This is a genomic window from Plantibacter sp. LMC-P-059a, from assembly GCF_030209505.1.
Classification (GTDB): domain Bacteria; phylum Actinomycetota; class Actinomycetes; order Actinomycetales; family Microbacteriaceae; genus Plantibacter.
The window spans coordinates 122,033-135,382 of record NZ_JARVRZ010000004.1 but is presented as its reverse complement, the minus strand read 5'-3'; the positions used below and the strand labels follow the sequence as shown (position 1 = coordinate 135,382).

Genomic DNA, 13,350 nt, shown 5'->3' with positions numbered 1-13,350 from the left:
CGCGTGCCTGATCGTCCGTTTTCCGCGGCGTGTTCCGAAACTTCCGAAAAGCCTTGCGGGAGCTGTGAGTGTGCCGATAACCTCCCCGGGAGTGTCCTACTCACCGACGAGAGGGAATCAGACAGCGTGGTCAGAACACAGCACACCACCCCCGAGCGGGGGACGCGCAGATGGCGCGGCGGGATCGCGGCGACAGCCGTCCTTGCCGTCATCGGCACGACCTTCCTCACGGCGCCGGCACAGGCCGCGAACGCCGACATCGGCTACCCGACGTTCTCGGGCAGCGACACCCCCATCCCGGCGACCGGCACGGGGTACACGGCCGGCAACCAACTGCAGGCCATCTTCGACGCGGACGTCGCGGCGGGCGCCGGAGCCCTCGGCGGCCCCGACTTCTGGATGGACCGGATGCTCCAGCGCACCGGCACCACCGGCAGCTTCGGCGACGACAACCAGTGGCTGTTCAGCCGTGGTCGCGCGGTGTTCATGAAGGAGCACGACCCCTCGAAGCTCGGCTTCGGCGGTCAGGTCGCCTACTGGGAGGCCATCGACGGCAAAGCGGCGTACACGATCGCCGCCAAGGTCGACGGCACCGACGTCACCCTCACCGAGGACACCGCGAGCCGCGTGCAGACGCCGAGCTACTGGCGGAGCGTGCACCGTCACGCCGCCACGGGCATCGAGGTCGTCCAGACGAAGTACATCACCGACGCGAACGTGGCCGTCACCGGCCTCGAGGTCCGCAGTACCAACGGCGCACACACCGTGCAGCTCACCGCCACCTCCGCCTACACGACGGCCGTCGAGGGCGACGAGCTGACGGGCGTCGTCACGGCGGCCAACAAGCTCACGACGATCTTCCCGCGGCTCTCCGGCGACGGCTTCACTCCGGACGGCGGCGGGATCACGACCAGCCTCGCCGTCCCGGCCGGCGGCACCGTCTCCACCAAGGTGCAGCTCGGCTTCGTCACCGACGAGATCGCCGAGTCGCGCACGCAGTACGACGCCGTCCGCGGCCTCGCTCCCGACGCCTCGTACACGGCGCAGGTCACGGCGTACAACCAGTGGTGGGCCGACAACGTGCCCTTCCTGGACACGCCAGAGGACAACATCGACAAGACGCTGTACTACCGCTGGTGGCTCATGCGCTTCAACTTCCTCGACGCGGACATCCCCGGCAACGATTACCAGTTCCCCACCTCGATGGAGGGCGTGCTCGGGTACAACAACGCGATCGTGCTCACCACGGGCATGTTCATCGACGACCTCAAGTACTTCCGCAACCCGATCTACTCCTACGGCCCCTGGGTGTCGGCGGGGGAGACCTCGAAGAGCTACAAGTTCGTCGACAACCCGGGCGACCCGGCGAACTGGTCCAACAGCTACACGCAGTACATCTCCGAGGCCGCGTGGCGCTCGTACCAGCTGCACGGGGGACCGACGGCGATCGCCGAGAACCTGGCGGAGTACGCCGAGGACGACGTGAAGGGCCTGCTCGACGCGTACGACACCGACGACAGCGGCCTGATCGACTACAACTGGGGTGCGATGACAGGCAACGACGCCGACGCGGTGTCGTTCCACGAGCGCCCGAACGCGTACATGGACCGCACCGAGAACGCGTACCTGTACTCCAACGCGCTCGCCTCGGCCGCCGCCTACCGGACGGCCGGCAACGAGGCGAAGGCCGTCGAGATGGACGAGTTCGCGCAGGGCATCAAGGAGAAGGTCGTCGAACTCCTCTGGGACGCCGACGCGAAGGTCCTGAAGCACCGGTTCACGTCCGACGGCAAGCTGGCGAAGTGGAAGGAGATCAACAACTTCTACCCCTTCACCGTCGGCCTCATGCCGAAGCCGGGCGACGCGGACTACGACGACGACTACGTCAAGGCGCTCGACCTCTTCGCGGACGACGCCCAGTATCCGATCTTCCCCTTCTACACGGCGAACCAGGCCGACCAAGCGGACTACGGCGGGCCGGGCAGCAACAACTTCTCGGTGATCAACTCCACCGTGACGTTCCGCATGCTGGCGAAGGTGCTGCGCGACTACCCGACGAAGGCGATCGACGCCGAGTGGTACAAGAAGCTCCTGTACTGGAACGCCTGGTCGCACTACCAGAACGGTGGCGACAACCGCCTGCCCGACCAGAACGAATTCTGGTCCGACGGCGACGCCGACCCGCAGAACATCGGCTACCGCTCCTGGATCCACCACACGATCCTCGGCGCGACGAACTTCACGATGATCGAGGACACCATGGGCCTCCGTCCGCGGAGCGATGCGAAGATCGAGCTCGACCCGATCGACATCGACTGGGACCACTTCACGGCGAACAACATCGCCTTCCGCGACCAGGACCTCACGATCACCTGGGACGCCCCGGGCGGTGAGCGCCACTACGGCGACAGCGTCCCGGAGGGCTACTCGGTGTTCCTCGACGGCAAGCTCGCCTTCACCATCGACTCCCTGAGCAAGGTCGTCTACGACCCCGCGACGGGCACGGTCGAGGTGGCGGACGACGTCACCGTCCTGTCCTCGACGACGGCCTCACTGCAGGCGCCGCAGGACGTCTCCTTCGCTGCCGGTGACCGGGTGGTCGACCTGTTCGCCAAGGCCGGCGCCGACGTGGACCCGGCCAGCGCCGGATCCGTGAACGCCGCCGAGGGTGCCGAGGTCAGCGCGAGCTTCTCCGCACCGAGCCGCCCCGCCACCGCGGCGGTGGACGGCACGACCGCCAACGAGCCCTTCTGGGGCACCGCTGGGTCGCCGAACGCGAAGGACTCGCTCGTGCTCGAGCTCGGAGGCACCAAGACCTTCGACGACGCCAGGGTGTACTTCTACAACTCCTCGTCCACCGCCACCGTGCAGGGGTACTCGGAGCCGGCGACCTACTCGCTCGAGGTCCGGAACGGCGACACCTGGACGGCGATCCCGGCCCAGGCCCGCGGCCCCGTCTACCCGCGAGCCAACTACAACCACGTCCAGTTCCCCGAGGTCACCGGCGACGCCGTGCGATTGACGGTCAACCACGCCGCCGGGTTCAAGACGGGGGTCAAGGAGCTCCAGCTCTTCGCGACCGGCGTCGAGGCGCCGGCGTCCACCAACCAGGCTCCATCGGTGAACGCGTGGGTCGACCAGGCGAACTCGGCCGGTGGCACGCTCGCGCTCGTCGGCGAGGTCAAGGACGACGGGCTGCCGCTCGGCGACGTGACCTCCTCGTGGAGTGTGGTCGACGCGCCGCAGGACGGTCTCGTCATCTTCGGCGACGCCACATCGGCGTCCACCACCGCGAGCTTCACCGCGGAGGGGGCGTACACCCTGCGCCTCACCGCGAGTGACGGCGAACTCACCAGCACGAAGGACCTCGTGGTCCAGGGCGCGGTGTCCGCGGGTGGCCAGAACGTCGCCCGCGAGGCCACGCCGACCGGTGAGTTCACGGCGGGATGGAACAACGTGAACGCCGTCAACGACGGCACCGTCCTCCACAGCGGTGGGTCGCAGGCCGACATCTGGGGCACCTGGTCGGGCAGCCGTCCGGCCACGAGGTGGCTGCAGTACGACTGGGCGAACCCGGTCCGGGTCGACTCCGCGACGGTGTCGTTCTGGGCCGACCAGACGAACCCCTCCTCGGGCTCCGGTGTGAACGTGCCGAAGGCCTGGAAGGCGCAGTACTGGACCGGCGACGCCTGGGCCGACGTCACTGGCGCGTCAGCGTACGGCGTCGAGCGCGATGCCCCGAACGCCGTCGAATTCGACGCCGTGACGACGACCAAGCTCCGCCTCGTGCTGAGCGCGGCCGGCCCCGGCACTGGAGCCGACCCGTACGCCGGTGTCGCGGTCAGCGAGTGGGAGGTGTTCGCGGTCGCCCCGACGGCGATCGAACCCATCGACGTGCGCACCACCACCGGTGTCGTGCCGACACTGCCCGCGACGGTCGACGCGACGTTCGCGGACGGCAGCCACGCCGACCTCCCGGTCTCGTGGGCGTCGATCCCACCCGAGCAGGTCGCGGGTGAGGGCAGCTTCTCCGTCGTCGGTCTCGTGACCGGTTCAGCGGTGCCCGCGAAGGCGACCGTCTGGGTGCGGGCGACCGCTCCTGGCCAGATCAACGCCGTCGATCCCGTCGCGGTCACCACCGCAGCCGGGGTCGCCCCGGCCCTGCCTGCCTCGCTCGGTGTCCTCTACAACGACGGGTCCCGCGAGGACCTGCCGGTGATGTGGGCGACCGTCGACCCGGCGGCATATGCGGCCGAAGGCGTCTTCGAGGTCGCGGGAACGGTCGAGTCGGCCCTCCCCGGCGCGAAGGCGGCTACCGCCACGGTGACCGTCGGCGCCGGCGGCGGCGAGGAGGACGACACCGCTCCGGTGGTCGCGCTCACCGTCGACCCCGCGGCCCCGGCTTCGGGTTGGCACACGGGAGCGGCGACCGTCTCGGTCACCGCGACCGACGACCGCGACTCGGCGCCCGTCGTCGAGGTGTCGATCGATGCCGCCGCCTGGGTGCCGTACACCGGCCCGATCGCCGTGAGTGGGGATGGTGTCCACACCGTCGCCGCCCGCGCGACCGACGCCACCGGCAACCGCTCCGCCGCCTCCGACGTCACCGTCCGGATCGACGCGACCGCACCGCAGGTGACCCCGGTCGCCGACGCTGCGGCCCGCACGGTCAAGGCGACCGCGACGGACGCCGGTTCGGGCCTCGCCTCCATCGAGGTCCGCATCGGTGATGCGCCGGAGTGGACGCCCTACACCAAGGCGGTCCTCGTGGGCCTGGAGGAGACCACGGTCCACCTCCGTGCCACCGACACCGCCGGCAACGTCTCCGCCGAGACGAGTGTCGTCGTGCCGAAGAGTGACGGCCAGTTGCGCCGGAACGTCGCGATCGGAGCCGTCCCGACGGCCTCGTTCACGGCCGCCTGGAACACGGTGGACGGCCTGAACGACGATGTCGCTCCGACCTCGTCGGGTGACGTCACGCCGAACGACAACGCGAGCGTCTGGGGTGCCTGGCCGCAGATTGGGCAGCAGTGGGTCCAGTACGACTGGGCCGAGGCGGTCACCGTCGGCGAGACCGGGGCGTACTTCGTCTCGAACCTCGACGACGCAGGCCTCGGCATCGAGGTCCCGAAGTCCTGGAAAGCGCAGTACTGGGACGCCGAGGCCGGAGACGGCGTCGGTGCCTGGGTCGACGTCGAGGCGCTCGGCGCCTACGGGACCGAGGTCGACGCGTTCAACGCGGTCGCCTTCACCCCGGTGACGACGACGAAGCTGCGACTGCTCCTCGAGGCCAGCGGCACCGAGAGCGGCAAGGGCAGCCTGGGGATCAAGGAGTGGCAGGTGTTCGAGGCGGCCGACCAGCCGGTCCCGGACGTCACCGCCCCGGTCGTGACGGCCACGGTCACGCCTGAGCGACCCGCCTCCGGTTGGTTCCGCGAGGACGTGAGTGTCTCGGCGACCGTCGTCGACGACCGCGACCTCATCGCGACCCTCGAGGTCCGGGTCGGAGCCGGCGAGTGGGCGGCCTACACCGGTCCGGTCGTCGTGAGCGCTGACGGGGCCACCACGGTCTCCTTCCGCGGGACGGACGCCGCCGGCAACGTGTCGGAGCCGTCGGTGGTCGAGGTGCGGCGCGATGCGACCGTCCCGACGGCCGCCGCGACGGTCGACCAGACCGCCCGCACCGTCACGGTGACCGCCGAGGACGCGCACTCCGGTGTCGCGTTCACGGAGGTCCGGGTCGGCGACGGGGCGTGGGCCACGTACGCTGCGCCCGTCGCGGTTGGTGACGCGGCGACCACGGTGGCCGTCCGTGCCACCGACGTCGCCGGCAACGTCTCCGAGTCCGTCTCCGTCGACGTTCCGGCGAAGCCCGTCACGCCTGAGCCGACGCCGACGCCGGTCGACCCGGAGCCGACACCCGGCCCCAGTGAGCCGAGCGGTTCGCTGACCGGTGACGAGGTGCTGCGACTCGGTGTCACGAGCGTGGCCCCCGGCGGAGCACTGCCGGTGTCGCTGACGGGAGCCCAGCCGGGCGCGGTGTTCCGCGTCGAGCTGCGGTCGACGCCCGTGACGCTCGGCACGCTCACGGTGGGTGCCGACGGCACGGCGAACGCGGTGTTCACCGTCCCGTACACGATCACGGCCGGCGTCCACACGCTCGCCCTGGTCCTGCCGGGTGGTGAGGTGACGGCGCAGGTGACCGTCATCACGCCGGGTGCCAGCACGCCGGACGCCATCGCGTCGACCGGTGTGCCCGAGGAGGCCGGCACGTTCGGCCGCCTCGCCGCCCTCGCGGTGCTCCTCGGAGCCGCCGCCGTGCTGATCGCCCGCCAGCGGGCTGGACGCACACCGCTCGAGCGCGGACCGGCCGGACCGCTCGGCTGATCCCCTCGGCAGGCCCGGGGAGCGCATCCCGCTCCCCGGGCCTGTCCCGTCCCGGAAGTCGCGCTCCGGTCCCTGAGCCCCATCACCCGGTCCCTGAGCCCCATCACCCCGGTCCCTGAGCGTGTCGAAGGGCCGCCCGCACCACCACACCGATCACTGGAGATCCTCGTGTCCCGTCCCCTCCGCCTCGCCGCTCTCGGAGCCGCGACCGCCGTCCTCGCGTCGCTGCTCACGGTCGTCGTCGGTTCACCACCGGCTGAGGCGGCCACGCAGAACCCCATCATCGGCGACGGCTCCGTGTACTCGGCGGACCCCGCCACCCTCGTCGTCGACGACGAGCTCTACATCTACGCCGGTCGGGACGAAGCCGGCCCCACCACGAACGACTTCATCATGAACGAGTGGCAGGCGTTCTCCACCGGCGACCCCGACTCCGGCACCTGGGAGCACCACCCGTCGCTCATGCGTCCTGAGACGGTCTTCGACTGGGCGACCTCCGGCCGCGCCTACGCGGGGCAGGTCGTGGAGGGTGCCGACGGCCGCTTCTACTGGTACGTCCCGGTCCACGAGGCGGCGAGCACGTCCGAGGACCAGTTCGGCATCGGCGTCGCGGTCGCCGACGACCCGCTCGGCCCGTGGACGGACGCGGTCGGCGGCCCGATCATCTCCCAGGCCATCCTCGGCAACACGATCCACAACATCGACCCCACGGTCTTCGTCGACGACGACGGTCGTGTCTACCTCTACTGGGGCAGCTTCAGTCAGCTCCGCGCGGTCGAGCTCGAATCGGACATGGTGACGCTCACGGGTGACGTGCGCACGATCTCCTCCGGTGTCGACGGCTTCTTCGAAGCGGCGTGGCTGTTCAAGCGCGGCGCCACCTACTACCTCGCCTACGCGGCGAACAACGCCGGACCCGACTCCACCTGCACCCCGGCGACCTACCACGCGTGCATCGCGTACTCCTCGGCCGATTCGCCGTTCGGGCCGTGGACCCAGCGCGGCCGCGTCCTCGCCCCCGTGTCGTCCACGACCTCGCACCCGGCCATCACCGAGTTCCAGGGCGAGTGGTACATCGCGTACCACACGGCCGACGCCGTCGGCGGGAACCACTTCCGTCGCTCGGTCGCCATCGACAGCGTGGAGTGGGACGACACGACCGTGCCGCCGACCATGCGCGAGGTCGTCACGACCCCGGAGCGCGGTCCCGACCTCAGCCCACGGCGCAACGTCGCACCCTGGGCGACCGCCTCGGCCTCGAACGAGCCCGTCCCGACGCAGTACTGGATCGACGCCCTCAACGACGAGACGATCCGACCGAATCCGCTGCCGCCGGACATGTGGGGCAGCTGGTCGGCGGAGCGCCCCGCCCAGCAGTGGATCCAGTACGACTGGGAACGCCCCGTGCGCATCGACAGCGCGTCGATCAAGTTCTTCCGCGACGTCGCACCGGGCACCGGCAACGGGGTGTCCGACCCGTCGAGCTGGAGGCTGCAGTCCTGGAAGTCCGGAGCCTGGGTGGACGTCGTGAACCCGAGCGGCTACCCGACCTCCACGACCGCGGAGCACACCGTGACCTTCGAACCGGTCACCACCACCCGGCTCCGGGCGGTGCTCAACGCTTCGTCCAACGGGGCGAACCCGCCGGCGTATTCGGCGCTCGCCGTCGAGGAGTGGCGCGTGCTGGCCGCCGAGACGACGGGGTACCAGCCGGTCGCCGTGTCGACGATCACCGGGACGCAGCCCCTCCTCCCGGAAACCGTGCTCCTCGATGACGCGACGGGCGGCTCCGTCCGGGCGACCGTGCACTGGGACGCCGTCCCCGCGGACCAGCTCGCCGCGCCCGGATCCTTCACCGTGCTCGGCACCGCCGAAGGCTATGCGGCCGGCCGCGTGGAGGCGACCGTGACGGTCATCGACGGCACGGTCACCGAGGACACGCAAGCGCCGACGCTCGACGTCGAGACGATCGGCGTCGACGGCGCTGGGGACTGGTTCCTCGGTGACGTCGCGCTGCGGGCGACGGCGCTCGACGCGGCGGATCCGACGCCGCTCATCGAGTTCCAGCAGGACGGCGGCGACTGGACCGCCGTCACCGGGCAGCGGACGGCCGTGCAGACGATCACCGGTGACGGACCGCACAGCGTGGCCATCCGGGCGACGGACGCCGCCGGGAACACCTCCGAGGTCTGGAACACGTCGTTCCGGATCGACTCCGGTGTCCCGACCGTCGACGCGGCGTTCGATGCGGAGAGCCGGACGGTCACGGCATCGGGCACCGACCCCGGCGCCCCGGAGACCGCATCCGGTCTCGCGGGCCTCGAGGTCGCCGTCGACGGACAGGACGCCTGGGAGCCGTACACCACGCCGGTCGAGCTCGACCTCGAGGCGCACGACGTCTACCTGCGTGCGAGCGACGCCGCCGGCAACGTGTCGGAGGTCACCGCCATCGCCGTGCCGCGCTCGCCGGACGCCCCGCTCGAAGGCGACATCGCATCGTTCGCCACGGCGACCGCCTCCTACTCCTCGCCGTGGACCACGGTCGACGCCGTCAACGACGGCAGTGCCTCGGGTGCGTCCTGGGGCACTTGGCCGATGGTCGGTGAGCAGTGGGTGCAGCTGAGCTGGGCCCGCGAGGTCACGCTCGACGCGGCGTCGGTGCACTTCTTCGCCGACGCCGCAGACGAGGCGAACGTGGGGGTGATCCCGCCGCGCAGCTGGGTGGTGGAGACGCTCGCCGCGGACGGCTCCTGGGTGCCGGTCGCCACCACGGACCCGTACACCCGGGACCGCGACGTCGCCAACGCCGTGGGCTTCACACCGGTCGCGACGACGGCACTCCGGGTGCGCATGCAAGCCTGGGGTGCGGCGGAGCAGGGCGGATCCGTCGGGATCCTGGAGATCACGGCGAACGCGGTCGCCCCGGCTGAGGAGCCGGACACGACGGCGCCCACCGTGACGCTCGCGCCGAGTCCGGCCGAGCCGACGGGTGAGGGCGGTTGGTATCGCGAGGGCGTGTCCGTCGCGGTCGACGCGGCAGATGACGTCGACGACGCCCCGATGGTCGAACTCCGGCTCGGCGACGGCGCGTGGACGCCGGCGGAAGAAGTCGAGGCGTTCGACCCGGACACGCGGGTGCTGGCGCTCGACGCCGACGGCGTGCACCAGGTCGCGGCCCGCGCGACCGACGCCGCTGGGAACGTCTCCGAACCGGTGGCCCTGACGGTGGACATCGACACGAGCGCGCCGGAGGTCGACGCGGTCACCACGCCGGAGGCTCCCGCGACCGGACCCGTGACCGTGCGGTTCGACGCGACGGACGAGGGTTCCGGGGTCGCCCTGGTCGAAGCGACAGTGAGCCAGGGCGGCGCCGGTTCGGGCGAGGCCGGTTGGTCACCCGTCTCCGATGCCGGGCTCGTGCTCGACGAACCGGGCGAGCACCTCGTGCGGTACCGCGCCACCGACGTCGCCGGCAACGTCGGCACCGAGCGTTCGGCGACGGTCACGGTCGTCGAGACGCCCGTCGACCCGGAGCCGGGGGACGGCGTCCGGGTGGTCCTCGGTGCCGCGTCGGTGACGGCGGGCGGTTCCCTCGCGGTCGCCGGTTCCGGCTTCGGCCCTGGTGAGCAGGTGACGGTCACGCTCTTCTCCGACCCGGTGCGGCTCGCCACCTTCACCGCCGACGGCTCGGGTGCCGTCTCGGGCGTCGTCGCCGTGCCGGTGTCGACTCCGAACGGGGTGCACACGGTCGAACTTCGAGGTGTCACCACCGATCGTGCGGCGACGGCCTCGCTGCAGGTGACGGGCGGTGGAGCCCTCCCGGGCACGTCGGTCGGGACTCCTGGTGCCCCGGTGCCCGGAGCCGGCGGGGGCGGCGGTGGCGACGACCTCGCCAGGACCGGCGTCGCGCCGTCCGCGATGCTGCTCATCTCCGTACTCACCCTCCTCTCCGGTGTGCTCCTCGTCGCGAGGCGTCGTCAGGAGGCGTTCCGGGGTTGAGTGCGCCCTTCCGCGGTGAAGCACGCCGTTCCCTGGCGGCGACGGGCGCTGCACGGGAGGCGAGGGCGCCGGGGACGAGGCGGTGGAGTCCACACCCTTCGACAGGCTCAGGGACCGGGACGGGCTCGGGGGACCGGATGAGCTCGGGGGACCGGACGGAGCCGGCTTGCGTTGCCTATCGAATAACGATAGCTTTCCATTGTTCTTCGATGGAGGTGCGCGATGCGCGGAGTGACGGTCTTGGTGTTGCGGGTGATCCTCGCGATCGCCCTGGTGGGTTCGCTGGTGGTGCAGGTGGTGATGGTGCCGTTGCTCTGGGCGGACCTCGACGGCGTGGACGAGGTGCCGCGGGCCCTGTTCGTGATCATCGTGATCGCCGAGATCATCACCTTCCAGCTCTGCGCGGTCTGCGTCTGGGCGCTGCTCGACCTGGTCCGCCGTGGCCGGGTGTTCTCGGCTCGCTCGTTCCGCTTCGTCGACGTGATCATCGGTGCGATCGCGGTGTCTGCGCTGCTCACCTTCGGCTTGGCGGTGCTCCTCGCGCCGGGCGGGATCGCGCCAGGGGTCATCGGTCTCCTCTGCGGTGCCGCGCTGGTGACGGCGGGCGTCGCGCTCGTCGTCGTGGTCATGCGGTCGCTCCTGCGACAGGCGGTCGACCGGGAGATCGAGGCGCAGGAGTTGCGCTCCGAGCTGGACGACGTGATCTGATGCCGATCATCGTGGACATCGACGTCATGTTGGCGCGCCGCAAGATGTCGGTCGGCACGCTGTCGGAGCTCGTCGGCGTGACGCCCGCGAACCTCGCGGTGTTGAAGAACGGCCGTGCGAAGGCCGTCCGGTTCACGACGCTCGAGGCGCTGTGCGTCGCGCTCGACTGCCAGCCTGGCGACCTCCTGCGCTGGGAGGCGGAGTCGGACTGAGTGCCCCAGATCGCCCGGTCGCCCCGCCGGGCATACTGCCGCCGGGCATACTGGTGTCTCCTCGACCCGCGATCCGGAAGCAGCCATGACGTATCCTCCGAACCCTCAGTCGCCTTCTGGTCAGGCCCCGTACGGCCAGCAGCCGTACGGCCAAGCCCCCTACGGCCAGCAGCCGTACGGCCAGCCCCAGTACGGCCAGGCCCCCTACGGCCAGCCCCAGTTCCAGGCGCCTGCTCCTCGAGGGGCCTCCTCACCGGACGACCTGTCCCTGCCGCTCTACGGCGCGACGTTCACCCAGGCGAGGAGACGGTTCTTCCAGCAGTACGCGGACTTCTCGGGCCGGGCGTCGCTCAGCGAGTACTGGTGGGCCAGCCTGTTCACCACGATCGTCATGCTCATCCCGACGCTGTTGGTGACCATCGGTGCGATCCTCGTCACGGTCACCGCCACGACGACGGCCGTGGAGCAGCAGTCCCGGTACGACAACGGGTACACCGGGGAGTTCGACGGGGTCGACCTGGGCGCCACGGGCATCGGTGTCAGCGCGATCGTCCTGATCGTCGGGGTGGTCCTGATGCTCATCGCGTGGGTGGCGCTCTTCGTGCCGAGCCTTGCGCTCACCTGGCGACGCCTGCACGACGCAGGCTTCCCGGGCACCTACTACTTCTTCACCCTCGTGCCGTCGGTCGGCAGCGTGATCGTGCTCGTGATGGTGCTGTTGCCGTCGAAGCCGGAGGGCCAGCGGTTCGACGTGCAGGCCCAGGTGCCTGCTCAGGTGCCGGCCAAGGGCTGAACCGAACCTCATGCGGGCAGGGCGGCGACCTTCCGGAGGAGGACGTCGCGCTCGCGCTCGTTCATGGCGAGGTGGGCTGCGGTCGTGAGTTCCGACCGAGCCTCCTCGGTGCGACCGAGCTGCGCGAGCAGTTCCCCACGCACGCTCGGGAGCAGGTGTGAGCCGCGGAGCATCGGTTCGTCGGCGAGGGCGTCGACGATGCGGAGTGCGGTCGCCGGGCCGGTCGCCATCGACACCGCGATCGCACGGTTGAGTTCGACCACGGGGTTCGGGGCGATCCTGCCGAGGGCCTCGTAAAGGATCACGATCCGCTCCCAGTCCGTCGCCGCGACGCTCGGGGCCACCGAGTGGCACTGCGCGATCGCGGCCTGGAGTCCGTAGGCGCCCCGGCCGCGACCGAGTGCGTCGGCCCGGTCGAGTGCCGCTGAGCCGCGGACGATCTGTGCGCGATCCCAGCGGTCGCGGTGCTGGTCCGCCAGGAGGATCGCCGAGCCGTCCGGCGCCACGCGTGCGGCGAAGCGCGAGGCCTGGAACTCCATCAGGGCAACGAGGGCGTGCGCCTCCGGCTCGCGGGGCACGAGCGCGACGAGTCGGCGGCCGAGCCGGAGTGCCTCGTTCGCGAGGTCGGAACGGATCCACGACGACCCGCTCGTCGCCGCGTACCCCTCGGTGAACAGGAGGTACACGACGCCGAGCACAGCCGACAACCGTTGCCGCCATTCGGCAGGGTCTGGCGCCTCGAACGGGACATCCGCTGCCGCGAGGGTCTGCTTCGCCCGGGTGATCCTCGCCTGCACGGTCGGGACCGGGACGAGCAGCATCCGGGCGATCTCCCGGGTGGTCAGGCCGCTGACCACCCGGAGGGTGAGCGCCACCTGCGACTCCCGCGACAGCACGGGGTGGCAGGCCGTGAAGACGAGCCGGAGCACGTCGTCGCCGATCGGTTCCCAGTCGTCGTCACCGGCCTGCTCGAGGTCGCGGGCGAGCGCCCGGTACCGCTCGTCGAGTGCCACGCGCCGCCGCCAGCCGTCGATCGCCCGGCGTTTGGCGACCATCGTCAGCCAGGCACCGGGGACGCGCGGCACGCCGTCGCGCGGCCACTGTTCGAGCGCCTCGAGCAACGCCTCCTGCGCCAGGTCCTCGGCGAGTCCGAGGTCGCCGGTCAGCTTGGTCAGCGTCGCGACGATCTGGGCGCTCTCGATCCGCCAGACCCCCTCGACACTGCGGCGGACGGCGTCGTCGGTCATGGTC

General features: G+C 70.8%; 6 protein-coding genes. 5 read left to right on the top strand and 1 reads right to left on the bottom strand.

Annotated elements, in window-relative coordinates; all coding sequences use genetic code 11:
- Window positions 1-126 precede the first annotated feature (126 nt).
- The 5 genes from QRN27_RS10205 (at window position 127) to QRN27_RS10185 (ending at window position 12,099) form a co-directional block, all read left to right on the top strand.
- Complete coding sequence (locus QRN27_RS10205) at window positions 127-6,387, top strand: OmpL47-type beta-barrel domain-containing protein (RefSeq protein ID WP_285042150.1); 6,261 nt, start codon at window positions 127-129, stop codon at window positions 6,385-6,387.
- A gap of 168 nt (window positions 6,388-6,555) precedes the next feature.
- Window positions 6,556-10,386: an OmpL47-type beta-barrel domain-containing protein gene (locus QRN27_RS10200; protein WP_285042149.1), complete on the top strand. Its 3,831-nt coding sequence runs from the start codon at window positions 6,556-6,558 to the stop codon at window positions 10,384-10,386.
- Between the two features lie 222 nt (window positions 10,387-10,608).
- On the top strand, window positions 10,609-11,094 hold the full coding sequence (locus tag QRN27_RS10195) for a DUF2975 domain-containing protein (protein WP_285042148.1): 486 nt from the start codon (window positions 10,609-10,611) through the stop codon (window positions 11,092-11,094).
- A complete protein-coding gene (locus QRN27_RS10190; protein ID WP_285042147.1) occupies window positions 11,094-11,306 on the top strand; it encodes a helix-turn-helix domain-containing protein in 213 nt (70 codons plus the stop codon). The genes QRN27_RS10195 and QRN27_RS10190 overlap by 1 nt, the downstream gene beginning before the upstream one ends.
- 85 nt (window positions 11,307-11,391) lie before the next feature.
- Entirely contained in the window at window positions 11,392-12,099 is a 708-nt protein-coding gene (locus tag QRN27_RS10185; RefSeq protein ID WP_285042146.1) for a DUF805 domain-containing protein, read from the top strand.
- Window positions 12,100-12,107: 8 nt separating this feature from the next.
- On the opposite strand, the gene QRN27_RS10180 is transcribed toward QRN27_RS10185, so the two are convergent.
- Window positions 12,108-13,346 (bottom strand): RNA polymerase sigma factor, encoded by a 1,239-nt coding sequence (locus QRN27_RS10180; protein WP_285042145.1) that lies wholly within the window; start codon window positions 13,344-13,346, stop codon window positions 12,108-12,110.
- Window positions 13,347-13,350: the final 4 nt, after the last annotated feature.